The organism is Clostridium sp. JNZ J1-5 (assembly GCF_053901425.1).
On the sequence record NZ_CM132773.1, the window covers coordinates 1,347,288 to 1,371,389 of the forward strand.

27 protein-coding genes are annotated in these 24,102 nt (G+C 28.8%); all 27 read right to left on the reverse strand.

The window, feature by feature from the left end; genetic code table 11:
* Positions 1-107 precede the first annotated feature (107 nt).
* Complete coding sequence (locus ACWW38_RS06415; protein WP_456259958.1) at positions 108-845, reverse strand: hypothetical protein; 738 nt, start codon at positions 843-845, stop codon at positions 108-110.
* Positions 846-959: 114 nt separating this feature from the next.
* Positions 960-2,294 carry a hypothetical protein gene (locus ACWW38_RS06420; RefSeq protein ID WP_456259959.1) on the reverse strand — a complete coding sequence of 445 codons (1,335 nt, stop codon included), beginning with the start codon at positions 2,292-2,294 and terminating at the stop codon, positions 960-962.
* 181 nt (positions 2,295-2,475) lie between these two features.
* Positions 2,476-4,092 carry a recombinase family protein gene (locus ACWW38_RS06425; protein ID WP_456259960.1) on the reverse strand — a complete coding sequence of 539 codons (1,617 nt, stop codon included), beginning with the start codon at positions 4,090-4,092 and terminating at the stop codon, positions 2,476-2,478.
* An 89-nt stretch (positions 4,093-4,181) separates the two neighbouring features.
* Positions 4,182-4,334, reverse strand: coding sequence for an SHOCT domain-containing protein (locus ACWW38_RS06430; protein WP_456259961.1), 153 nt, complete (start codon positions 4,332-4,334; stop codon positions 4,182-4,184).
* A 76-nt stretch (positions 4,335-4,410) separates the two neighbouring features.
* Positions 4,411-5,514, reverse strand: a complete 1,104-nt coding sequence (locus ACWW38_RS06435) for a hypothetical protein (RefSeq protein ID WP_456259962.1) — start codon at positions 5,512-5,514, stop codon at positions 4,411-4,413.
* Positions 5,515-5,527: 13 nt separating this feature from the next.
* A complete protein-coding gene (locus tag ACWW38_RS06440; RefSeq protein WP_456259963.1) occupies positions 5,528-5,797 on the reverse strand; it encodes a hypothetical protein in 270 nt (89 codons plus the stop codon).
* Complete coding sequence (locus ACWW38_RS06445) at positions 5,797-6,108, reverse strand: head-tail connector protein (RefSeq protein ID WP_456259964.1); 312 nt, start codon at positions 6,106-6,108, stop codon at positions 5,797-5,799. The genes ACWW38_RS06440 and ACWW38_RS06445 overlap by 1 nt, the downstream gene beginning before the upstream one ends.
* A gap of 8 nt (positions 6,109-6,116) precedes the next feature.
* Positions 6,117-6,263 (reverse strand): hypothetical protein, encoded by a 147-nt coding sequence (locus ACWW38_RS06450; RefSeq protein WP_456259965.1) that lies wholly within the window; start codon positions 6,261-6,263, stop codon positions 6,117-6,119.
* A gap of 55 nt (positions 6,264-6,318) precedes the next feature.
* The gene (locus ACWW38_RS06455; RefSeq protein ID WP_456259966.1) at positions 6,319-7,149 is read right to left on the reverse strand and encodes a phage major capsid protein; all 831 of its coding nucleotides are present in this window, start codon (positions 7,147-7,149) and stop codon (positions 6,319-6,321) included.
* A 21-nt stretch (positions 7,150-7,170) separates the two neighbouring features.
* Positions 7,171-7,785: a DUF4355 domain-containing protein gene (locus tag ACWW38_RS06460; RefSeq protein ID WP_456259967.1), complete on the reverse strand. Its 615-nt coding sequence runs from the start codon at positions 7,783-7,785 to the stop codon at positions 7,171-7,173.
* 202 nt (positions 7,786-7,987) lie between these two features.
* Positions 7,988-8,161, reverse strand: a complete 174-nt coding sequence (locus ACWW38_RS06465) for a hypothetical protein (RefSeq protein WP_456259968.1) — start codon at positions 8,159-8,161, stop codon at positions 7,988-7,990.
* Positions 8,162-8,189: 28 nt separating this feature from the next.
* Positions 8,190-8,429 (reverse strand): hypothetical protein, encoded by a 240-nt coding sequence (locus tag ACWW38_RS06470; RefSeq protein WP_456259969.1) that lies wholly within the window; start codon positions 8,427-8,429, stop codon positions 8,190-8,192.
* A gap of 63 nt (positions 8,430-8,492) precedes the next feature.
* Positions 8,493-8,819 carry a helix-turn-helix transcriptional regulator gene (locus ACWW38_RS06475; protein WP_456259970.1) on the reverse strand — a complete coding sequence of 109 codons (327 nt, stop codon included), beginning with the start codon at positions 8,817-8,819 and terminating at the stop codon, positions 8,493-8,495.
* A 177-nt stretch (positions 8,820-8,996) separates the two neighbouring features.
* A complete protein-coding gene (locus ACWW38_RS06480) occupies positions 8,997-10,286 on the reverse strand; it encodes a phage portal protein (RefSeq protein ID WP_456259971.1) in 1,290 nt (429 codons plus the stop codon).
* Positions 10,287-10,378: 92 nt separating this feature from the next.
* Positions 10,379-11,371, reverse strand: a complete 993-nt coding sequence (locus tag ACWW38_RS06485) for a hypothetical protein (protein WP_456259972.1) — start codon at positions 11,369-11,371, stop codon at positions 10,379-10,381.
* 82 nt (positions 11,372-11,453) lie between these two features.
* Positions 11,454-13,049, reverse strand: a complete 1,596-nt coding sequence (gene terL / locus ACWW38_RS06490; RefSeq protein WP_456259973.1) for a phage terminase large subunit — start codon at positions 13,047-13,049, stop codon at positions 11,454-11,456.
* 16 nt (positions 13,050-13,065) lie between these two features.
* Positions 13,066-13,731 (reverse strand): hypothetical protein, encoded by a 666-nt coding sequence (locus ACWW38_RS06495; RefSeq protein WP_456259974.1) that lies wholly within the window; start codon positions 13,729-13,731, stop codon positions 13,066-13,068.
* A gap of 27 nt (positions 13,732-13,758) precedes the next feature.
* Positions 13,759-14,700 (reverse strand): Kiwa anti-phage protein KwaB-like domain-containing protein, encoded by a 942-nt coding sequence (locus tag ACWW38_RS06500; protein ID WP_456259975.1) that lies wholly within the window; start codon positions 14,698-14,700, stop codon positions 13,759-13,761.
* A gap of 189 nt (positions 14,701-14,889) precedes the next feature.
* On the reverse strand, positions 14,890-15,738 hold the full coding sequence (locus ACWW38_RS06505; RefSeq protein ID WP_456259976.1) for a tyrosine-type recombinase/integrase: 849 nt from the start codon (positions 15,736-15,738) through the stop codon (positions 14,890-14,892).
* Between the two features lie 168 nt (positions 15,739-15,906).
* Positions 15,907-16,689: a transposase gene (locus tag ACWW38_RS06510; protein WP_456259977.1), complete on the reverse strand. Its 783-nt coding sequence runs from the start codon at positions 16,687-16,689 to the stop codon at positions 15,907-15,909.
* A 46-nt stretch (positions 16,690-16,735) separates the two neighbouring features.
* Positions 16,736-17,536, reverse strand: a complete 801-nt coding sequence (locus ACWW38_RS06515) for a hypothetical protein (RefSeq protein ID WP_456259978.1) — start codon at positions 17,534-17,536, stop codon at positions 16,736-16,738.
* Between the two features lie 295 nt (positions 17,537-17,831).
* On the reverse strand, positions 17,832-18,626 hold the full coding sequence (locus ACWW38_RS06520) for a virulence-related protein (protein WP_456259979.1): 795 nt from the start codon (positions 18,624-18,626) through the stop codon (positions 17,832-17,834).
* A gap of 114 nt (positions 18,627-18,740) precedes the next feature.
* On the reverse strand, positions 18,741-19,979 hold the full coding sequence (locus ACWW38_RS06525) for a site-specific DNA-methyltransferase (protein ID WP_456259980.1): 1,239 nt from the start codon (positions 19,977-19,979) through the stop codon (positions 18,741-18,743).
* A gap of 50 nt (positions 19,980-20,029) precedes the next feature.
* Complete coding sequence (locus tag ACWW38_RS06530; RefSeq protein WP_456259981.1) at positions 20,030-20,671, reverse strand: Rha family transcriptional regulator; 642 nt, start codon at positions 20,669-20,671, stop codon at positions 20,030-20,032.
* 153 nt (positions 20,672-20,824) lie between these two features.
* The gene (locus ACWW38_RS06535; protein WP_456259982.1) at positions 20,825-21,277 is read right to left on the reverse strand and encodes a hypothetical protein; all 453 of its coding nucleotides are present in this window, start codon (positions 21,275-21,277) and stop codon (positions 20,825-20,827) included.
* Between the two features lie 336 nt (positions 21,278-21,613).
* Complete coding sequence (locus ACWW38_RS06540) at positions 21,614-23,827, reverse strand: hypothetical protein (RefSeq protein ID WP_456259983.1); 2,214 nt, start codon at positions 23,825-23,827, stop codon at positions 21,614-21,616.
* 24 nt (positions 23,828-23,851) lie between these two features.
* Positions 23,852-24,040, reverse strand: coding sequence for a DUF5659 domain-containing protein (locus ACWW38_RS06545; protein WP_456259984.1), 189 nt, complete (start codon positions 24,038-24,040; stop codon positions 23,852-23,854).
* Positions 24,041-24,102: the final 62 nt, after the last annotated feature.

Consider the following 24,102-nt stretch of genomic DNA (forward strand, 5'->3'; position numbering starts at 1 on the left):
AATACTCCTATTTCTCAACCCTTGACATCAATACCACGCACTCAACATGGCTTGGGACAAGCTGACTGCTATATTTTTTTATATCTATAAAAGCAATTATAATATTATTATAAGTTAATTAAACAGTTTAATTCAGGTAAATCGTATTCAATATTACTTATATCAAATAAATATGTTATTTGATTTCTAAGACCAAATCCACCATTAGCACTTGTATACGCATCTCTATCTTTTATACCTGATATTCTACTACATAAAAACGCAATACCTTTACTACTTAGAAAATACTTATATATATTTCTTGTTATTTTATTCATATTGTACTCATTCTTCAGCAATAATACAATTTCATCAATAGTTTTTCCTTCACCATTAGTGAAAGTAACTATGTCTAATTTTCCTTCATAACCACCTTTTGTTTCATAATTAGTACTTAAAGATTTCATATCAAAACTATTATGATAATTATAACAATTAATATCTTCTCCTAAACTTATTAAATAATTATATGGAATACTAATACTATTGTTTAATTGCAACTTATAAAATTGATTTATCGTTGAACAAGAAAGGTTCTGCACAGAAACAAAACTATTTGATGCAAATAATTTTAATTCTTCTATAGTAATAAAAGTACCTCTATATTCATAATAATCTTTATCACCGCCAATTTTAAAAAAACGGAAAGATATGTTTGCCCTTAATGATGGATCATTACTAATTATGATATATCCATATGCGTGCCCTATATGACCTTGCATCAATTGAATTATATACCCTAAGTTTGATTCAACATAACAATTTCCTTTTTTCTCACATGGAATTAATATATTGTTATATTTCATTATACTTACTCTCCTCTCAAATTCACTTATATAGTGTCTGTAAATAAATTATAGCAATAAATGAATCTGAATTCTTAGCATTTTAGTAGTTTTTTATAACTTAAATTTTATCTCCTATTTTTTGTAAGATATCTCGCCCTTATAACATTTTAATATAATGTTATTGTCAATAATTCTATTATAATCTTCCATTATATAAATTCTTTCTAATTTCTTATTATCATCAAATTCCCAGTCTTTTATACTATAAAACTCATTCTTCAAACTACTTAATCTAACAAGTGTCTTATACAATTTAGTTTTACTTTTCATTACCTCTGACAATTTATTTCTTGATTCCTTAAAGTTATTAAAGTAATCTAACGCTGTTTTTATCTCTTCTTTTAAATTGCTATACAAACTATTAAAATAGACTTTATTTTTATCCACTACATTATAAATATCCTTACCATATCTTATTCTTAAAGAATCATATGCTTCTTTAAGAATTAGAGGAATGAATTCTTCACTTAATCTCATATATCCAATTTCAACATTGCAAGGATATCTTTTATATTTTCTTACTAGTTCATCTTTCTTTGCTATTTCAGCTTCCATATATATTTTATTTATTAAGCTATCTTCCACATTACAGATGGGATTTAAAATTATATATAAACATTGTCCAATTAATCTATCTTTTTTTATATAATCATCTTCCTGAATTTTATTAATAAATTTAACGAGTTTACTAATAAAGACTATATTAAATTCTTTTTCAAGTACATAAAAAGCAATATTGGAATATTTTTCATATTTGTTTATTATTTTTAATATCTCATCAATAAAATTCAAATATTTGTAAATATCAATTTTATCATAATCATATCTACTTAAATTCCCAAATACACCATATTTTTTAGCGTAATTAGCTATTAAATACCCATAATATGGTGTTAAAAAATCCAAAACATAATTATATTCCTTTTGCATACTCATAGCATTAATTAAATCATCATCAAATATAAAAATATCACGAGATATAGTTGATCTTTTCCATAAGACATCAAATTTATTATTAAGAAAATTATTTCTATATACTAGGTATTTGTATTTATTTAAGAACGGTTTTACTTTTAATTTTATACAATTATTACGTGCAAAAACTCTGCTATAATCATCTGCATGGTATTCATTAAAATATATACTAATTAGTTCTTTAAGTGTTACTTTCTTATCTTCTAAGGTTAACTCTTCTTGAATAACTTGTGCATATATTTCAAATAAAACATGATTTATTATATCATCTTTACATATTCCATATTTATCAAATAAATTAATATCAAAACTATCAATATTGTCAGAAACATAAAGTATATCATAATTTTTAAATTTCCCCTGATATATTTCACTTTTTACTAATTCATATACATCTTCTACTATTCGTTTAATATTTAAGTATTCTATCATATGATCAACTCCAAAGTTTAAACTTATAATGCTTTTATTATAATCTTAAACTTAAGCCAAGTTAAACTCAACCTTCAGCCCATTTCTAAATACAAAAATTAAATGCGTTGCTTCAAGAATTTCTATTTTCTCTACCAACGCATCTTTCCCTTACATCTACCATTTAAATATTTTAATTCTTCTACATCTCCACCTCCATTTCAATCCCGCTCTCAAATACAAACCTAAAATGCTTAGGTGATTTTATAATTACCTTATCTATAAGTGCTACAAATAAACTATCATCAAACTCTGTAAGCGGCTCATTGCCATTTCCTATAGTTTCCTTGATATACTCTACTTTTTCCTTATGCTTTGTATCATTTAGCTTGCTATTTAAAAGTTCATCCTTTTTGAGATTTAACGTTTCAAGTTCTGCTGTGATTTTAGCGTATTCTTTATTGTAATATTTATCATCTATTTGCTTTCTTATCTTTAACTGCACTAACTCACTTAAGTCCTGCTCCAGCTGGGTAATTTCATTTGAGGTTTTTGAAATATCAACTCCAATGGTATCCTTATTAATAACTCTTTCTACATTCTCTAAGAATACTTTAAAAAAAGAGCCTTTATCAACAACCATATCATTGTATAGTTGGATAAAGGCTCTCTTTAATATTAAATCATCAACTGCTTTTGCAGAGCAATTCTTTTTTCCTTCAATGTAACTATTGCACTGCCATACTATTTTTGCAGATTTAGTACCACTGTTCCAGTGCCTACGTTTTAAAGTTTTTCCGCACTTTTCACAATATAGTTTCCCACTGAAACCATACTTATTAGTGTATTTTCTTCTGTCATCATTTTTACCACTTGATATTTCAAAACGTCTCTTACGTTCTTGCTGTACCATTTCAAACATTTCCTTTGATATAATAGGCTCATGATTATTTTCTATTCTGTACATTGGTTCTATATTTTTATTATCAACTCTCTTTTTAGTTAAGTAATCCACTGTTACAGTCTTTTGAAGTAATAATTCTCCATGATATTTTTCATTTTCAAGAATACCTTTTACAGTAGAATCCCACCATTTAGTTTTTCCTGCCGCTGTTTTAACTCCATCTGCTTCAAGACCTCTAGCGATAACTGCATAACCTTTGCCATCAAGATACTCTCTAAATATTCTTCTTACTATTTCAGCCTGTTCCTCATTGATTACCAAGTTTCCATTTTCATCTTTGTCATAGCCTAAAAACCTTTCAGTATTGCAAATAGCAACTCCATCTCTGAAACGCTTCCTAAGTCCCCACTTTGTATTTTCAGAAATATTTCTACTTTCTTCTTGAGCTATAGAACTTAGCATTGTAAGAACCAATTCCATTTTAGAATCAAAGGAATATATATTCTCTTTTTCAAAAAATACCTCAACTCCAATGTTTTTTAATTCTCTTACATGCTTTAAGCAATCTACTGTATTCCTTGCAAATCTTGATATGGATTTAGTAATAACTAAGTCTATTTTACCATTTTGACAATCCTTAATCATTCTATTAAATGCAAGTCTATGCTTTACATTTGTACCGCTTATTCCTGCATCAGCATATATATCAACGAACTCCCAATCAGGATTTTCTGTTATTTTCTTTCTATATTCACTAACTTGAGCATTATAACTTTCCATTTGTTCATCAGAGTCAGTACTTACTCTGCAATAAGCACATACTCTCCTTTTCATTAAATTATTTGCTGTATCTTCAAAATTATCTTGTCTTTGGATTGGTTGTAAAACTTGAACCTTCTTCACTGAACTTCCCATAAAGATCTCCTTCCTTTATTTTGATATATCACTTGGCTACACACATGATATAATTAGTGTGGCAATAAGTAAAGTTAAAAGTCAGAGTCTTAGGCAGATTTCTGCCCTTGACTCTTTAAAAAAGAATATCTGTTTAATCTATCAATTTCATCAAATTGCTCGTATGTTATAAATCCCTTTTCTCTCAACTTCTTGAGATAATGAACACTAAGTAAATATTGAACATTTGGTATACTTTCCATAAAACAAAATTCCCCTTTCCCCAATTGAATTTTTGTAAAAATAAAAGGCTTACTCCTTTAAAGCAACCCCTCGATATTATCCATTTATAATTATTTCTGATGATATATTTGTATCTTTTATAGTACAAATTAATATAAATTTACTACTTCTTGTACATTTCAAAGTACAAGTATCTCCATTTTGATTTAGAATACTTACACCACTTACTCCTCCCATTGATGAAGTTCCTTTTAAACTCCAAGCTACAGGAAGATTATTTGTAACTGTTGCATTATATAATTGCTGAGAATTTGAAGCTAGGGTACTACTACCCAAAATCACAATTTCATGTTTTTCTAAAGAAATTGGTTCTAAATCAACTCCTACTACTATGTAATTAATTGTTTTTGAATTACACATTTTAATTATAGCTTCTCCTTGAGCAACTCCTGTAATTATCCCTTCCTCATTAACTGTAGCAACCGAAGGATTATTGGAAGTAACCCTAAGTGAATCATCTATGTATAACTCTCTTTCTCTATCTAATATTTTAGGTGTTATTTTTAAAGATGTATTTATAGGAACTTTCTCCAATAAATTTACATTTACAATAATATATCTTGGATTTCCAACTACCCATCTGTCAACAACTTCATTAGTCATATCATCCTCTGCTCCAATAGTATCCTTTTGTGCTGTAATTGTTAAAAATCCATTTATTGATAAATCATATGCTATTACTTTATATGGAGTTTTTGAAGCTATAAATTTAGCATCATATTTCATAATTATATCTCTAGTTTCTTCTGAATCTTGGAACATTACTTGAATTTCACCTGCTGGCAAAATCATAAATTGATTTGCCTCAATTCCTTGAGATGTTGTCTTAAGAATAACTGGAAATGCATTTATTTTATTATCTCTAAAAAACTTTATGTTGTAATTTGATTTTCTAATTCTTCCTTTATAGTTATTAGTGTTTTTGTCTATTTCACTTATAACAAAATATGTATCTCCTTTATATTCAACTATATCCCCTGTATGTAATTCCCTTTTTACCCTTATAAATTTATCACAATAGAAATTAAATCTTTCCTGAGCATCTATCACCAGTGATGTTTCTTCACTATCATTAATTTTTATCTTTTCCCCTTTTTCTTCTAGTAAAAAATCTATCATTGAATCTATACTTCTACTCATACAACACCTTCTTTCATTTTATACATTCATACAAATATACTTCTAAATAATCGCTCCACTCTTTTATATCCATAACTTTATATTTTTTCTTCCCTATTAAAAAATAGCTTTGCATCGTTATATCATTATCTCTATCACAAAATACCCTTTTAGTAATTTCTATATTATAGCCATCTTCAAACGCAATTGTTTTATAATAAGTCTGAAAATCTCCATACACAGTTTTCATAATAGAATTTATATCTGCACTACTTAAAATATCAATTTGGGTATCATAAAACATTAATATCCACCCACCTTTATTTTAGGCAAAGGTAGTGCTGCTTTTATATTAGCTGGGATGCCTTCCTCATAAGCAATACTTCTTTCCCCTTCTGTTTTTCTTACTATTCCTTCTGCATCCTTATTTTTGTAAAGATATACTGCATAATCTATAACTACATCATTGTATCTTTCAGAAATAAAATCTATATTGCAATATCCTAAAATAATATCCTTTGCCTTTTTTATATACCTATTTAAAATGAAATCTTTTGAGGTATCCTTTAAATCTATAGTTAATATTTGCTTCATTGTATTTAACTGCTCATCCATAAAACCACCTACTTCTTACTTTGCTTTTTATTTGTAGTTTTTTCATTAAAATCTTCCTCAATAATCTCATATGTATCATTACACTTTAGCCTCTCTATCAAATCATTATTTTCAACTTCCCATTTTAATCCTGTTTCTTTATTTAAAAACCACATAAAATGCACCTCCATAAAATATTAGGGCATCCCGAAGGACACCCTATTGTTTAAATTATTTTCTATTTGCAGTTAGTACAGCTATTCCTTCAGGCTTAATGCATTTTGTACCATACACATGAAGTCCCTTAACTGCATCAGAGAATTGAGATTCTGGTCTATAAGCTTCTACAGAGTCTACTTGTCCAGCAAATGAAATTGCTGATTTATGACCAGCTATTATTTTATATTTTGCTCCTGTTGTATTTGGAACATTATTTGATTTAAACACTGCCATATTATCAATGTTTCCTACAAACCCAGTTCTCATAACATCTATCTCTTTTGTAAATCTTGGGTCTTTCAATAGTAAGCCATAGAACCATGATGGAACTACCACAAATCTATTTATCTCTGGAACATCATTTTCATCAAGTATAACTCCGAGGTCTACTAAATAGTCATAAGCATTTGCAACAGTTGGTACTATAGGAGTTGTATCATCACCGATAGTATTTCCTGCTTTAACTTCTGTATAAAAGTTTGCTATGTACTGGTCAGCTACATTAGCAAGCCCATAGGATGCTTCTTTTATTCCAGCATCAAGTAAATCTACATTAGCTTGAGCCTTATCAATGTCATCTACTTGAAAGTTAAAATACTTAGCTTGATTTATAGTTAATGTAGTTTGTGCTGAATCAAGCTCCTGTGGTTTATTTATTCCTTTGCTCTTATCATAGTTGTCAATGGTAACTGCTCCAACAGAATTAATCTTAACTGCCGAACCTAAACCCTTAATTTCTCCTTCATAATCTGTATTAACACAATTCCCATAAACTAGAGCCTTCTTGAACCCCTCATTTAATCTTGCACTCCATATTGTTGGTATAAAATTTTGTACTGCCATAATTATCACCTTATCCTTTCATTATTTGTTTTTTAATATTTCTTTTACTTTGTCCCAGTTCTGATTAATTTCAGTTGGGGACATGTTTTTAATAGTTTCTAAAGTTAAAGCATTTCCTGAGCTGTCCTTTAGAGGATTATATCCCTCACTTTTAAGTCTTTTCTCAACTGCCTTTTGAACTTCTTTATTGAAGCTTTCTTCTAAAACTTTCAAATTGCTAACTGTAGCTTCTTCATCTTTAGCAATAAAAAAATCCACCAAACTTAATGGCAGATTCTTATCACTAGCTATTTTTACAGCTTTACTTGTTAAAACTTCATGTAGTTTTTCTTGCTTCATTTTCTCAATTTCAGACTTAAGGTTTTCAACTTCAATCTCCTTTTCATCTTTAGCAGGAAACCTCTTTTTAACCTCATCATCAATAAGCTTTGAGAGATTATTAGACTTCCATGTTTCAAGTGCTTTGTTGAAATGCTTGTCCTTAATTGAATCAAACCACTTTTTAGCATCCTCATCTTCTGTTACATACTTTTCTATACCTTCAACACTAACTTTGTTTAAGCCCTGAAGATATACTTTCACCTCCTCGCTTTCCTTGTTGTCATTAATAAAGTTTTTTACTTCTTGAAAATCCATTATATTTTCCTCCTTCTTGCCCCTTTAACTCACTAGAACTAAAGACGCTTATTAATTTTTTGCATAAAAATAAAGCAGTTTAATGTCTTGCTTAGGACATGATTTATAAATTGGAATTTGTGATTGTGATTGAGAAAATTTCAAAACCAAATTGCCTTTTCATCTCTAAATTGAAATTTGTCTTTTGAGGTGAATCCATTAATTATCCCTTAAACTCAGAAGTAAACTTTGAGGTAAAATCTATTACTTTGTGCCACTCATTTTTGAATTTAAAAAATAACTCACCATTTATTTCTTTTGTTGGACAAGTATATCTTCTCCCTCCAGAAATGATTTGAACCCATTTCAAAATATGGTTAATACCCAACACCATCATTTTCTCACCCCCAAATTAGAATTTATAGCTATAGCCATTTTTCTACGAAGTCATCGTCATAGTCTTCTTCGCCATTCATCATTTGAATTGCTTCACCTAAATTACCATTCGATACATATTCTGGATCATAGTCATATATCGCACAATCGAAGCATAGTGATCCTCCGATTTCTTCGTCATAATTGTATTCTCCATCGAGTGCATCATTAAATTCCATTCGTGCGTCTGAAACATTAAATTTATTTCCACAGTTAAGACATTTTGCCATATCATTACCTCCATCTTTATATTTTAAGCCCATTATAATTAACAACCAGTGTGGTCACTCTTGTTAATCTTTATCATTGATTTTAGACATGCTCTTTTCCATCAAAGCGTTTACCGCAGATGAGAATACTTCAAGTCCTGATACCACACCTGGCAGGATAGGAGACTGAGCATCTATTTTCTCTTTATTTGTAAGTTCCGTTTCGAATAACCAGTCCAACGAGGTGTTCAGTACCTTAGCCAATATTATCAGTTTTTCAGTTTTTGGATATCCAACGCCTTGCTCCCATTTATAAACAGCCTGTCTCGTGACATCCAATAATTCAGCTAACCTTTCTTGGGTTAGCTCTTTTTCATTTCTGATTTGTTTTAAGTTTTCAGCAAAACTCATAAGAGCACCTCACTTTGTTATTTGCTTACTATTATTATAAATCTATTTTCAATTTCAGACCACTAACTTAAATTTGCATTTTCGCAACTTGAGGTTGCTTTATAATATCACAATACATTCTAATTTATTCTTTAGTAAATTGTAATATATTTATAGGATAAATTCCTGTTTTAAACTTCATTTATTTTGGCTACTCACATCAACTTGCTCCCGTTCATTTTTATATTTATTAAGCTCCATCTTTGGACTCTCAACAAACGGCAACAACGATAATAAAGTTTCTTGTGAACATACATTTTCAAGTTTAACAATTACATCAGCAAGTCCAGTTAAATCTGTAGGTAAATTTCTTGTAAACTTAACTGCTACATCTCTATAGTCATAAACCTTACCTTCCTTTTTAAACAAAAAAATAAAAAGGTTTTTAAGTCTCTGCTTAATTACCTTTTCCATAATTGTTTCCCTCATGGACACCCTATTCTCTAAGTTTAAAAGTTTATTTCTAAGTGCTAGTGATGAAGTATTGGATGCCCAATTTTCATTAAAGTTTACTTCATCCATAAGGTCGTATATTTTCCTTTCAATATTATCTAATTCATTTTTAACAAAGGAATCATTAATATCTTTAGTAAGCCAATAAACCTTAGCTCCATTAGGAACTTGAATAATTCCCATTTGCTTCATTTTACCTAAGTCTTCTTCTTCAAGCTTTGCATTCTCAATAACTAAATAAGCATTTCTATGATCAGCTATTTCATTTACTAAATCAGAATTTAAAGCATTGTAAGCATCAAATAGTGAAATAATATCCTGAAACCCACTCTTCTTTTCTGCATTTGCAGGACATACTATTACAGGCACTCTTTCAAAAATATGATTGTGGCTTCCTATATAATTTAATTTAGTAGAATTATTAGCTACATTATTTTCCTCTCCTGTACCTATTTCATAATGAAGAATTTCTGAATCAGTATAAACATCAACATATTCCTTATCCTCAAACTGCTTTGTAAATTTATGTACTGCAAGAACAGCATTTCTCTCAGCAGTTCCATCTTCTAAAACAAAACAATTTAATGGATTTAATATAGTAGCTGAAAATTCTCCTTCCTCATTAATATAATTAAGTTCATAGCTTTCACCAAATATTTCTGACTGCTTTCTTAGATTTATATTATGCTCCTTATCCCAATAACTGGTGTTTAAATCAATTGCATTTATTATATTTTCATCATCAGATTTAGATATATAGTTTACAGGCTTCCCCAGTAAATAACCCGTCTCATTATCTGTAAACTTTCTTGGATAATTAAAAACTAACTTCATGTTACTTCTGCTGTCCTGCATACGGTAGTTTTTTAATATACTATGGTTACCTTCATAATAATCTTTGTATATTTTCTTTGATAAAGAATTTTTATTAAGTTCATTTAGGCATTGTAATATTAGATTTTCGTTTATTTGCATAGTATCAGCTCCTTTTCAATAAAATAAGCCTATATCCTTTGGATATAAGCCTATCATTTTTAGTACTAATTAAGTAGTAATATACCTTAACATCAGTTCATCTTTTTATAACTTAATTTACTTTTACGACCTGAAGAAGATATTAATCTTACTTTTGGAAATAATTCGTTGAAAATGTTAATAAATTCTTTTCTTAAATACTTAGCTATGATTAAGTCTAATATTGATGGAATTTCTATATAATCAGCAAACATTATATTATCTGTTTTTGCATAATTTAATTTAGGAAACCCTTCAAATAATCTCATCTTATCTTTAGGATTTATTGTTTCTATACCATTTTCAAAATGATATTTTACACCTCTGTTATAGTTCCCAATGAGCCAATTCAAATACTTTTCGGTAAATAATACATCTTTATATTTTTCAAAATATCTTTCATCAAGACTCCAGTAATCTAAACCTAGTAATTTATATTCAACTAAATTCATACCTTTATCTTTATAAAAACTTCTAGAATATTCATCCAAATATTTTTCAAAATTATTTAAAATATCATTATCTATTTTTCCTACCAATGTACTACTTAATGCGGTAAGCTCAAGTAATTCCATTCCTGTTAAAAATTTATTGTCCAGCTTACACTTTATATTTATTATCGTTTCAACAGAAGTCATCTTTCTATTATCCCAAGCTTTTTCATAATCACCTAAATAGTAATATATATCTCCTAACCAATATTTCACATACTGATTTACTTTACTATATTGTCCATAATTATTTTTTATAAGCAACAAATAATTTACTATTGTACCTTCATCTATTACTCCATCTATGTAATCTGCAATTGTTTCATACATAAATACAAACACATATGCTATAACTCCATCTACATCAACATAATTTCCTTTAATGAATTCTTTCTTAAAATAGTAATAAAACCTTAATTGTTCTTCATTAGCATAATTCCCAGGTATTGATATACTAATACCACCTATTAAGCTATTCTCATCATTTTCTCTAGGTATTAAAGGGTAATATCCTTCCCATTTTGGAACTTGCATTATATTATTATAATTATCCATTTCATTCTACCCCCATTTCATTAATAAAATAATTTCATTTTGATTATAAACTTAATATAATTATGAATATAAACCTTATTACTTAAAATAACAAACTCCTATCATAGAACCGCAAACTCTTAGCCCCTTGAATAAGTTGTACTGCACCATAAAGACTATCTGGAGCATCATCATGTTTGCAGTTTTTGTTGTAATCCTTTACTTGATTATTATACATTATATTGGAAGAATTGAATAGAATATGCCCATTTTTAATATCTGGTTCAAGAGTTATAATCCTTTCATGCTTCTGTCCTTTAGAATTTATGGCTTCAACTGGAACATATACTTTAGCTTTCCATAATTCTTCTTCAAATTTCTGTTTCATATAACTCTGTGCCTGAGTAGCTTCAAATCCAATCTTTTCTACTGGAAAACTATTTAGTTTTTCAATAGCAATCTTAAATAAATCATCTGGTAGCACCTTATTTAAAGTTCCATCTATAATGTACATCTGCTTTGTTTTCCTATGCCTTCCTAAGATAGTTATTGCTGAATAGTCATTTCTTTTACCTGCTTTAATTGCTGGATCAATATACATCACAACTTCCATGTCCGCATATTCAGGTAAGCTACTCCAATATTTATTATCTTGGAAAATGTAATCATCTGTACTTCTTGGGTCATTTTGCATTTCTTTATAAAAGGATTTTTCACCCATAGCCTGTTTCTTACACATTAAATAGTAATAATCCAAATATTCATCCCATAATATTTCTGTACCTTTAAGCATTTCATCTTTATGGGCATAAAAAAAAGACAAGGCAGAATTTATTCTATCCTCATCTTGTAGATTATTATATATTTTCTCCCATTCACTCCAAAGGTCATCCCTTTCAGCAAAATTTATTATTGATGATTTTTTAATACTTCTTACTCCTGAAATTTTGCCTTTTAGTAAGTCAGCCATTAAATCTTCCTCATTTAAAATAGTTCCAACCACCAATATATTTGTATCTCTTGTTCCTATAGGAAGTACAACATCAGTGAAAGTAGATTTAACCTGTTCTCTTTTAGTTTCTGATTTTGCAGTATCATCCTTTAATAGGTCATCAAGTAATACAAGATTAGGTCTATGCTGCTTATAATGTATCCCTCTCAATGAACCATCAATTCCCCTTATCATAATGCAGGAATCAATTCCTCCACTTGTTTTAATCCATATCTCATTGTTATTCCATCTGTTACCCTTCTGGATACCAAAGTCCTCAATTAACATTTGATTTTCTTCAAGTTCACTTTTAATCATATCAAGGAAAGGAACTGCAATCTGCTCTGTAGCTGAAATTATTAATGTAAATTGAGATTTATTATAAAGTGTAGAATACAGGGGAAATAAAAAAGAGTTGATTGTACTTTTACCATGCTCCCTCGGCAATGCAAAAGCTTCAATCAACCCTTTATTGTTTAACATATATTTTAATTCTGTAAAAAGCTCCTTGTGAAATTTTCCAAACTTACGGTCAAAGTATTTCGGAAAATAACAGAGAGCAAAGAATTCTATATTCATCTCACCTATAAGCTTGCGAAGTTCTGAAAAAGAAAATGTTTCTACAAGCTGTTTTATCTTATGTGGTGAGAAGTATTTTTGCATATATTGGTGTAATAATTTGTTTTGACATTCAAATTCTTTTTTCAATACTCATCACCTCTCTCTATAATTCAATGTAAAACTGACTATTCTCTTTTATAACATTTATAGATCTATCATTCAGCCTATGCTTTTCTTTCTTAGTAAACAATATAATTTCTTCTTTATAAATTTCCTTACCATCTTTAAATTCAATAGTAGTCTTATATATATTATATTTAAAAATAATATTAAGCATCGGATTAATATAAATTAAATCATTTTTAATGTACACATATCCGATAAATATCCATAATATTGAAAATTGGATTATTCCTGAAAAACTACTCAAGTTTAATGTGATGAAAGGGAAAATGTATATTGAAAAATACGTCAATACATATTCATAATTCAGACTCGTAGCTTTTAATATTTTAACTTTAAATGCACTTTCTGAATATTCCGCCATATCTTTTAACATATATTTAACTGAAAAAAAAGAAAAAAACATCAACACCAAACAAGCTATAATTAAATAAGTTTCTGGGTACGTTGCCAAACCTTTAAGAGCTTTTTTTAATAACAGTGCTGATCGCAACAATTTATTTAATTCAATATCTTTGCTTCTTAATATTTCTAAGCACTTTGTACCTAAAGAACTTACATTTTGCACAAAAATAATAATATAAAGAGGAAAATAGGATGATATAAATAAAATTTTACTATTTCGAAGTTTTGTTTTTTTAAACACGTGGTCACCTCCTCTTTCAAACTTTACTTAACTTACCGCCTTGACGCTTGTTGCAAAATATTTTCTCATATCAACAGCATCTTTAACACAGCATCCACAAATCAACTTCATCACATCGGATATATTACATTGTTTATTTGAATAATTTATTTTATTTTCCTCGACTTTAACTTTTAAACCATATTCATCAACAACCTCTTTTGCAGATTTAATATTATTTTTAAGCCATTTTAACCTATCATTTTTTACTACATAAACCAATTTCCTTACAAGATTACCACTATCAAGACATCTCAATGAAAACTCATCAAAGTTCTCAATGACATTCTCATTCCTTAAACCTTCAAGTGATTCATTTACATATTTCACATACTCCTCTTTAAAAGAAAAAAACAATTCAAAATAATACTTACTAATAATATATGTAATGCCATCAATTTCGATTGCATCAACTTTCAAATCTAAAGAAAAAATCTCTTTATTTACTTCTTCAATATTTCCATTTAAAAAACTTAGCTTTCTATTTTCATTAATTGATTTTGAAATTGAATACTTTCTAAATAATGTCATTTTTTCTTCCTTGTTATTTTTAAAGACTATAGCATATCCCCATATTTTATTTATATCAACATCAATTTCAGAAGCTTTTTTAGAATGAATATTATTTGTAAGTTTTATAAATTTACTCATTGTATCAACATTTTTTGTATCCAATTTTTCAATGCAATCTGCTTCAGAACCTATCACATCAAAATCATTAATTACTATATTTTTATATTTGTCTATGCTTTCTCTATAATCTTTAATTAATGAATTTTTTAGTTCATTAGGCATATTACAATAAAAAGAATCATAAATATAATCTTTTTCAACTTTATCATATTCTCGTGTAATGTAGTAAATTTGAAAGTTTGTATCAACCTGTTTAAAAAAATTATCTAAAATATTATTTAATGTGTTATTCCCCATCTTTTCTCCTCCAATGATTATCTTTTATAATAATTATACATCAAAGTAGAAAATATTTCCTCATAACTGAATACTTTTAAAAGTTAGACAAAATTTTCATCACAAAAATTTTCACACCATTTACTGACGCACTTATTTTCCTATATAGAAATCCCCCACCCCTAAAGGCAATAAAAAAAGGAATGGTTTCTACCACTCCAAGCCTTCCAAAGCCTTAACCATATCATCTTCTGGGGTTTGAGTATATAGATTTGTAGTTGTAATACTCTCATGACCTAATATCTGCTGGATTGTTGTTATAGGTACTTGCTTTTTTACTAGGTTATATCCAAGAGTATGGCGAACCATATGAGGTGTAGCCTTCATTTGTAGCCTTTCTGCATACTTTTCAAGTATTAAGTTAACCGCATTCCTTTTTATTGCACCTCTTTGCCCTATAAATAAACATTCCGAGCCATCATCTTGCCTTACTTCAAGGTATTTATCAATGGCTTTCCTTGCATCCTTATTTAATGGTATGGTTCTTCTAGCATTTCCCTTTCCTATTACCTTCAAACTACCCTTTCTTTCTGATATCTTTATATCTGAAAGCTTTATGTTTACAAGTTCTGAAACTCTTATGCCTGTTTGAAGCAATAATTCTATAATACATATGTGCATTTCATTGCCTGAACGGTGAATTTCATTCCTAAGTTTCCAAAGTTCCTTGTCCTCAAGCCCTTTGAATTGCCTTTTATCTTTATCTTTTATAACTCCAACTGCAATATCTTCATTTATAATGCCTTCTTGGTGCATATACTTTAAAAAGGAATTTATACTGGCAAGTTTACGGTTGATTGTTATAACTGCTTCACCACTATTTTGTAAATGCTTTTTATATTCCACCAAGTCCAGCTCAATTACCTTTTCAATTCCTGCATCTGTTCTGCTCTCATACCAGCTTATAAATGCCTTTGTATCTCTAACATAACAAGATACTGTATTAATACTCTTATCCTTTGCTGTTAAATGTTCCTCAAGACCATTGATATAACTCAATTAAAGCACCTTCCTTTCATGACACATGATACCTCTAAAGGCACTTAAACTCAATACATAACTGTCATTATGTTGTTAGATTTCAATATTTCTTTACGGTTTTAAGCCATTCTTAAAGGGTTAAAAGGCATTTATCTATAAAAAAACTGGATACATAATATTTATTGATTATGCTCCAGCTTTTAAATTACCTTTTTGATTTTCTTCCTTATCATTATAATCCTCTTCAGATACTTCAGCAATATAACCTTCATCTATTTCTTCAATGATTATAGGCTCTTGTACTGCTTCATCTTCAATTGAATAATCTGCATCTATAACCTCATCATTTATCATTTGAAGGAATAACCTTTTCCTTTCTTCTTCCTGAGCCTTTGTATCAAATATAATCTCTTTCCTATCTCCCCATTCATCCTTCTTACGGTTCTTTAACCAAAAAGCTTGAGCTGCTGGATTAGGTGGCATGTACTTTTTAGTTTTCTCAATCCTTGTTCTTTTCTTGCCATTTTTATCTTCTTCAATAATAGTTTTGATTTCTTCATACTCATACCCAAGAGCTGTTTTAAGAAGTGCATTTTCAACTTTTGTATCCATAACAGCCTTAGATGCTTGAACTAACTCGGATAAAATTGTATGTTCCTTCATATACCTGTACCACGTATCTGGGTTTATATCTAACCGCTTACTCATTTCTTCATTTGTTAAACCTTCCATACACCATTCTCTTATATCGTTAAGCCTAGGTAATATATTAGTCTCCCATTTGGATGGTCTTTCTAATATCTTTGCTAATTCAATGTGTTTCTTTTTATAATCTCCAAGTGTACAAACATGAACATCTAATCTATCTGCAATTTCTTCATCAATTAAACCTTCATTTACCCATTGCTTTATCTCATCGAATCTTGGTTTAACATTTAAATCATATTTTGTTACTAATGCTTTTCCCATATCACCTCACCTCCAGTTTCATTAAAAAAAAGTGCTAACTTCAAAGTTAACACTTATAAAACACATTAATAATTAATCCACTTACCAAAAAGAAAACTATTATCATCAATATACAAGTTCCAACAATCTCATTTACAGTTATCGGTTTTACATTGTAGCTCGAATCTTTTATAGATTTTTTCAAGTCAACTATTATCATATAAACATACAATATCATAAAAATAGAAACAAAAATTAACCCTAAAATTTGAAATATTATAAATGTTACATCTGCACGATAATTTTGAAACATATCTATAAAATTATTTATATTTCTCAACATTAATTTAGTTTTAGTAAAAGTTAATGATTTATAAAAAGGCTTATAAATAAATATGAGCGTTATAAACAACGGAATCCATTTTGATGTATTAAAATATAAGTATTTCTTAGGAACATATGTCTTTCTATTTAGGATTATCAATAACAAACAATTTACACATAAAGCACCTATTCCAAAAACAATAATCCAAAATATTATTGCATCTTGATAAGTTATATAAAATTTTGTTATTATACTAACAGCAAAAATTCCTATAATTAAAATCCCCCAAAAATTATCCGAATTATAATCCACATCATTATGAGTCCTTTGATTTGAATTATCTTTTCCCTCTACTTCTACTTTATAAGTAACATTCACATTGTTTGTTACTGTATTAAATGAATTACTATTAAAACTTCTATCTATGCTTGTCCTGTTATTAGAATTGGTATTAGTTTTAGATGACGGTAAAAATATTGCTAAAAAAAATGAAAGTATAGATACAACCGATCCAACAACTCCAATAAGTGTAACATTATCCATTTTATCACCTCGAATTGAATTAATATACAATTATTCTACAGCATATTATATCATATTTCAATTCTAAGCTACTTAAAGTTTTGCATATTTTAAAATAATCTTAATACTCTTTCTTTATTCAGAATTAATATACTACTACCTCTGAACCACCCCAAAAGTAAAGTTGAAATTTATTTTCATAAAACCCATTTATATATTCGCCCACGTTTCAACTAAAATAGAAGGTAGAGCATTAACCCCACCTTCCAATGAATATCGCAACACAAGCCCTCACAAAGCCAATATAAAAGGAAGCTTATTGCTCCCCAATTGATTCTTCAGCTTTCTTTTCAGGCTTCCCATATCTAAATGCTCCATTGCCTTCAAGGTTTTTCAACATTACCTTTCTTGCTTCTTTATATTCATCACCTATCATGCCAAGTCTTATTAAGAAAACTCTAAATGTAAACTTAGGATTATCTGTACTTTTCACCTTATATGAAGCATGTTTTAGTTCCTTCGCACTCTGATTTAAAAGTTCTATAAATTGAGTGTATGCTGTAATATTATCTACTTCAGCTTTTATAAAGTTGAAACTGATTTTCTGTTCTTCAAAGTTAAACTCAATCTGTATGCAACTTTGTTTTCCAGCAATAACCTTTTGAAAATCATCTATAGTAGAAATCTTTGCTTCATTTACTTCCTTTATAAAATCTTCACTTATAATATTTTCTGTAATTCCTAAAGATTTCTGAATAAGTCCCTGTTTGCTGTATATCATATTCAAAAGGTTTCTTAAGGTTATCCCTGAATGTCCTTCCAGTGGAACAGATATTTCAGAAGCTTCAGTTTGAGGTTCTGTTTCAGTAACTTCTTCAACACTAACCTTCTCTTCTTGTTCCTGAACCTCGGTTATTTCTTCAACTGCTGGATTCAATATAGCTTCAAGTTCCAACTCTGTACCTTCTGCATTTGTAATTTTCCCTACTCTATCAATTATATAAATTTCTTCTCCTGTTTCTATTTGATATGCAAAACTTGGTACTCCCATATAGTCAGCCTTAACTCCAAAATGCTCACTTAAAACTTTTACTATTTCTTTTCTATCCATATAAAAATCCCTCCCAATGTATTTATTGTGTACATTAATCACTCTATAATCACATTAAGTCAATACAATTTGAGGGATAATAAAAAGCAATTAAAGACATTATTTCACCAATGATTACTCCTTTTTCAATTCAGAATATTTATATTGCTTACTATCTCTTTCAACTATAACATCATCGCCATTTATCCCATCTTTAAAATTAATCCATCTTTCAATAATAACCTGTGCATATTTTGGGTCAAGTTCTGAACCATAACAAATTCTATCTGTATTGTCTGCTGCAATTAATGTAGTTCCACTTCCAAGAAAAGTATCTACTACAATATCCCCATATTTACTAGAGTTCTTTATAATATATTCTATAAGAGGAACTGGTTTCATTGTCGGATGAATATCATTGGTTCTTGGTTTATCAAAATTCCATATGGTACTTTGTTTCCTATCACCATTCCAATAATGTGCTCCTGTAGGTTTCCATCCAAATAAAGCTGGTTCATGCTGCCATTGATAAGGTTGCCTTCCCATAACAAAGGTATTCTTTACCCATATACAACATTGAGAATGCTTAAATCCTGAATCAATAAATGCTTTCCTAAATATTAATCCCTTTGCATCAGCATGGAATATATACATACTTGCTCCATCATCTGATATTTCATAAACTCTTTTAAAAGCTTCAAGAAGGAATTTATAAAATTCTTCATCATCAAGATTATCATTCTGTATTGTCAAAGCATCTTCAGTTTTTCCTACATAGCTTATTCCATATGGAGGATCTGTTACAGTTAATTTTGCTTTCTTTCCATTCATTAGTTTTTCTATATCTTCTGCTTTAGTAGCATCTCCACAAATAACTCTATGTTTACCAAGCATAATTATATCTCCAGACTTAATAACTGGTTCTTCAGGTGTTTCTGGAATTTCTTCTTCCTCGTGTTCAGTTTCTTCCTTCATGTATTCATCCCATAGCTTTTCAGCTTCACTCATATCAAAACCTGTAAGCTCCACATTATAATCTTCAACTTTTAAATCATCCAATAATTTTGCTAATGCTTCAAAATCCCATTCTCCTGAAATCTTATTTAGTGCAACATTTAATGCTTTCTCCTTAGTTTTATCAATATCAATAACAACACATTCTACTTCAGCATATCCTAGTTCTTTTAAAACTTTTGCTCTTTGATGTCCTCCTACAATTGTCATATCAGTATTTACAATGATTGGCTCACAGTAACCAAATTCATTAATGCTATTTTTTATTTTTTCAAATTCAGCATCCCCAGCTTTTAAATCTTTTCTTGGATTATAATCTGCATGTTTTAGTTCTAATATTTTAATTTTCTTAAATTCCACTATAATCGCTCCTTCCATAAGTTAAAAAAGGGACACCAAGTGGCATCCCATTAATTATTAAAAATTTTATATAATTGTTCTTTTACCTTCTGATAATCATACCCTAACTCAAGCATTGTTAAAGCTTTTTCTTCAGCCTTCCTAACCAACTCTACATCTGATGCAGGCATAAAGTCTTTTGGAGACTTTTTCTTATCTTTTATTCCATAAGCATCTCTTAATCCTTGAGCATCCTTTCCAAATAAAACCTTATATATCATTTGAGTAAATGCTATAAATTTAAAACTATTATTACCTAGATGTATTTTAATTTTATCCGTTAGTTCTTTTCTACTTTTTAGTTCTGCATCTCTTTCTAATCTTCTTTTTTCAAGTTCATTTCTCATTGTGAAAAATTCTTTCACCAAATCCTTCTTAAATAATACAACTTGAGGAGTGTTTTTCATAAGTGTAATGAGAAAAGTTGCTTGTTCTTCATTAAGTTTATACACCTTAATGTTTTGAATCCCGCCTTTCGTTTCAAAGGGTATCATTTCAAATGTAACCCTTCCAAATTCCTTTAACTGGTTTTTGTATGATTCTATCAATTGTCTTACTGCTCTGTGCTCCTGTCCGCCATATTCTGCGATAATTTTACTTGTAGTATATGGCTCGTTTTTTAAGTCCTTGTCTGTGATAAATACTAATTTCATAGTTTTGACCTCCATAAATTTAAAATTTTTTATATAAAAAAACTGCCTACTCATATCTGAATAGACAGTTAAATTAATCTTAATTATTTTTGATTTTTTCACTCAACGCCAGCTTCGCTGGCTTGAGTAGTCCTTATAGAGATCAAAACTATATTATTTTAAGACTGGCTTATATTTATTATCCAAGCAACTAATAATCTCATAATATGCTGGTAATAACTCCATATCAACAAAGTCATCATTCCCAAAACTTTGAATATATTTATGCCGTAAGTTTTCCTTAAATCTTTTATAGAAATAACAATTAGTAGTAGTAACAATTACCTCATCAGAAATCCCATTAAATTGATCAGCGGTAATATCAACAATAATTCCATCCTTCTCAAGCCAAGCATGGGTTTTACCATTTATTTCACCACATACATAGTCAAATTGTCCAAGTCCAAATTCATCAAAATATTTTCCCAATAGCAGAGAAGTATCACCACATGAACCCATAGGAAACTCATGAAAAGAAATCGGAAGTTTCTTTATACCATATTTTATTATTGCCTTTCTAAATTGCGAACTTATTTCTTTTAAATATGACATATCTAAATTCATCAAATTATCATCTCCACATAATTTTATATGGGGGTGCTACCAAACTTTTATTCCGCTTAACACTGCATAAAAGTTTTTTCGCTCTACCACCCCCATACCCCCTCAGAGCAATATAGAATTTTTTATTTTATTCCTAAATAGATCTTTACATTTTTACATTACATCTCATGTCTTTATACCTTTTATACTCTTAACCCTAGTTATATCAAGCTTTATACAACTTTAACTCGTAAAATCCCTATTTAAGTACTTATATAAGGAAATTACTATTCAAATCTCTTTAAACCCTTATACATCAACGTTTGTACAGTTTGTACACCTAAAAGGTATAAGCTTTCACTAATACTTTATTAAAAAATATTTTTTACCTTCTTTTTTCTGTTTTACTCTTCTTTCCTTTAACATTTTCTGAAAACCCTTATCTTTATTAAAAACATATGTCCAGCTATCAGTGCTTATTTTAAGCAACTCTTTTACATTTTTACTTTCAATTTTCTTTTTATTCCAATCATTGTCCATCCAATTAATTAGTCTTTCTATATCCTCATTTCCTTTTCTATCAAGTTTCTTAAACTCTTCAAATTGTTTAATTTCTTTATGTTCAATAAAATTACATTTACTAAATCTTTGATATATCATACTACGCATAGCATCACTAACAGCAAATAAATATATATGAACTTCTTTATTACTGCTAAATTCCCTTATTCTAGTTCTAAATGCTTCCTGTTCAAAATCAACAATCATTTTCATTAATCTATACTGCTCAAGATCATGAAATTTAAATTTTCCTCGTTCATCTAGTCCAAATAATAGTTCAGGTATTTTATATTTTGTTTCTTCATACCTTTCCCTAATTTGCTTTTTTATAATATGACTAGATGCTAAATATTCAGCAATATAAATATCTGAGTTGTATCTATTCCATCCGATTTGAACCATGTTAACACAACTGCTCCAATCATTCTTCCCCTTGGTATTTCCGAAATAAGGTAATTTATTACTATCCTTGCACATTACTATATTAGGAATATCTTTTAAACTTTCTGTTAGTAGTTCATTTACAGGTATATCATCACATTCTCTGTAACTTATAACATAGGTTTTATCGTTAATGCTTTCTTTAATCCAATCACACACAGCTTTTAATTTTTTAGGTCTCTTCTTAATAGAATCTCTGCTAAAATTCTCTTGAATAATATGAAAGGTAACATAGTTATATTTCTTGTAATCATCAATATTTAAATATACAAAATCATTTTCTCCTGTTTTATACTCAAGGCTCATTTCAGCTGTACCATCAAATATAAATGTTCTTAAGTTGCCTACATTAAATCTGTTCCTACTTGTAGTATAGAAAAACATTTTTTTACCCTTACACCAAAGAGCACCATTCCTAAACATATCCTCAAATGCACTTATATACTGGTTGTATTTTGCATTGAAAAAATTAAACCAGTTTTCTTTAAATTCAGGACTGAAAATTTCTTCATCTAATACTACAAAAGCATTCCTATAATCTTTGAATTCTTCCTGTATTTCTAGTACTCTTTTTTCAATATTATTCAGCTCTTTTAACATGTCCAATTTATAGTTGTTATATTTTTCATCATCTGAAGAATCATAATTATTAACTAGACTTTTCATTTTACCAATTTCATCAACACTAATAACACTATTATTAAGTAATTGAGGTTTTTCATCTATCAGTAATCTTTTTCTTGTTATTTCTTCTTTATCCTTATCAATAAAAGTGGTAAATCTATTTATTCCTTTATCTGCATCAGCTGTATTGGTCAAATAACTTAATCTGGCATTTGTTATTGCTAGTATAGGTGAATACAGTTGTTCTCTTTTTTGTCTTCCCATTTCACAATTATCAAAGAATTCACATCTCTCTTGTGTACATCTTACAATACTTTCTTTATAGCTTTTAACCTTTTTATAATTTTTACATTGTATACTTTTATTCCAGCCTTCTAATACATATATGTATGGCTGCCTAATAGTAACTACATCATTAACTTTCTCATCATAATAAGTGTAATCATTGTAATATCCATATTTTTTAGTAATGTAGCTACTAAGCTCTTTTAAATCATTTACTCTATCTGTTGTTATTATCATTGGTAAATAATTATTTTTAATTTCACTTGAAACAAACCCATACTTAGTCTTTCCTATAATTGTACCTATAAGAGTTTTTAAAAAAGTACTCTTACCAAAACCGCATCTTACTGGAATTAAAATTGGATTTTCTACTCTTAAATCACTAAAAATAAGCTTGGTACAATCATTGTAGAAGTTAAGTTGTTGTTCCGATACATATGTATCTCTATCTTCAAAAATCTTCCTTGAATTTTCTTCTACAAAATTTGCAATTTCAATTGTTTTGTCATCTGTATTTTCAATCAATTCATTTACAGTATTTGATTTTATCTTATGACTAAATAAATACTCATACTCTACTGTCCTACCATCTTTTTCTTCAACTCTTTTATTGTAGACTATTTCATCAAATATAGATTTTTCGTGTTCCTTTAATTCCCCCATATATTCCGCTCACCAACTTTACAATTAGCTTATGATTTCTTTAAACTGATTATATTTCCCCATAGCATTTCTAATTTCAGGTGTATCCTTGAAAATGTAGATGCTTCTATTGGAATCCTTTAGGTCTGGCTTCTCATCTACTTTATGGAATCTATTAAACATAAGCCACCCAGCCATTCTTTCTTGTGTTATAACAATTGTATCATTTATCATATAGTTCATGACCTCCTTGATATTATTATAGTTTGAACAAAGCTTTACTCGGCATTGTCCAC

What these genes read in the sequence shown, in the direction of transcription:
- ACWW38_RS06415 (WP_456259958.1), bottom strand. Translation starts at nt 845, where the DNA reads ATGAAATATAACAATATATTAATTCCATGTGAGAAAAAAGGAAATTGT.
- ACWW38_RS06420 (WP_456259959.1), bottom strand. Translation starts at nt 2,294, where the DNA reads ATGATAGAATACTTAAATATTAAACGAATAGTAGAAGATGTATATGAA.
- ACWW38_RS06425 (WP_456259960.1), bottom strand. Translation starts at nt 4,092, where the DNA reads ATGGGAAGTTCAGTGAAGAAGGTTCAAGTTTTACAACCAATCCAAAGA.
- ACWW38_RS06430 (WP_456259961.1), bottom strand. Translation starts at nt 4,334, where the DNA reads ATGGAAAGTATACCAAATGTTCAATATTTACTTAGTGTTCATTATCTC.
- ACWW38_RS06435 (WP_456259962.1), bottom strand. Translation starts at nt 5,514, where the DNA reads ATGAGTAGAAGTATAGATTCAATGATAGATTTTTTACTAGAAGAAAAA.
- ACWW38_RS06440 (WP_456259963.1), bottom strand. Translation starts at nt 5,797, where the DNA reads ATGTTTTATGATACCCAAATTGATATTTTAAGTAGTGCAGATATAAAT.
- ACWW38_RS06445 (WP_456259964.1), bottom strand. Translation starts at nt 6,108, where the DNA reads ATGGATGAGCAGTTAAATACAATGAAGCAAATATTAACTATAGATTTA.
- ACWW38_RS06450 (WP_456259965.1), bottom strand. Translation starts at nt 6,263, where the DNA reads ATGTGGTTTTTAAATAAAGAAACAGGATTAAAATGGGAAGTTGAAAAT.
- ACWW38_RS06455 (WP_456259966.1), bottom strand. Translation starts at nt 7,149, where the DNA reads ATGGCAGTACAAAATTTTATACCAACAATATGGAGTGCAAGATTAAAT.
- ACWW38_RS06460 (WP_456259967.1), bottom strand. Translation starts at nt 7,785, where the DNA reads ATGGATTTTCAAGAAGTAAAAAACTTTATTAATGACAACAAGGAAAGC.
- ACWW38_RS06465 (WP_456259968.1), bottom strand. Translation starts at nt 8,161, where the DNA reads ATGATGGTGTTGGGTATTAACCATATTTTGAAATGGGTTCAAATCATT.
- ACWW38_RS06470 (WP_456259969.1), bottom strand. Translation starts at nt 8,429, where the DNA reads ATGGCAAAATGTCTTAACTGTGGAAATAAATTTAATGTTTCAGACGCA.
- ACWW38_RS06475 (WP_456259970.1), bottom strand. Translation starts at nt 8,819, where the DNA reads ATGAGTTTTGCTGAAAACTTAAAACAAATCAGAAATGAAAAAGAGCTA.
- ACWW38_RS06480 (WP_456259971.1), bottom strand. Translation starts at nt 10,286, where the DNA reads ATGCAAATAAACGAAAATCTAATATTACAATGCCTAAATGAACTTAAT.
- ACWW38_RS06485 (WP_456259972.1), bottom strand. Translation starts at nt 11,371, where the DNA reads ATGGATAATTATAATAATATAATGCAAGTTCCAAAATGGGAAGGATAT.
- ACWW38_RS06500 (WP_456259975.1), bottom strand. Translation starts at nt 14,700, where the DNA reads ATGGGGAATAACACATTAAATAATATTTTAGATAATTTTTTTAAACAG.
- ACWW38_RS06510 (WP_456259977.1), bottom strand. Translation starts at nt 16,689, where the DNA reads ATGGGAAAAGCATTAGTAACAAAATATGATTTAAATGTTAAACCAAGA.
- ACWW38_RS06515 (WP_456259978.1), bottom strand. Translation starts at nt 17,536, where the DNA reads ATGGATAATGTTACACTTATTGGAGTTGTTGGATCGGTTGTATCTATA.
- ACWW38_RS06520 (WP_456259979.1), bottom strand. Translation starts at nt 18,626, where the DNA reads ATGGATAGAAAAGAAATAGTAAAAGTTTTAAGTGAGCATTTTGGAGTT.
- ACWW38_RS06530 (WP_456259981.1), bottom strand. Translation starts at nt 20,671, where the DNA reads ATGAAATTAGTATTTATCACAGACAAGGACTTAAAAAACGAGCCATAT.
- ACWW38_RS06540 (WP_456259983.1), bottom strand. Translation starts at nt 23,827, where the DNA reads ATGGGGGAATTAAAGGAACACGAAAAATCTATATTTGATGAAATAGTC.
- ACWW38_RS06545 (WP_456259984.1), bottom strand. Translation starts at nt 24,040, where the DNA reads ATGATAAATGATACAATTGTTATAACACAAGAAAGAATGGCTGGGTGG.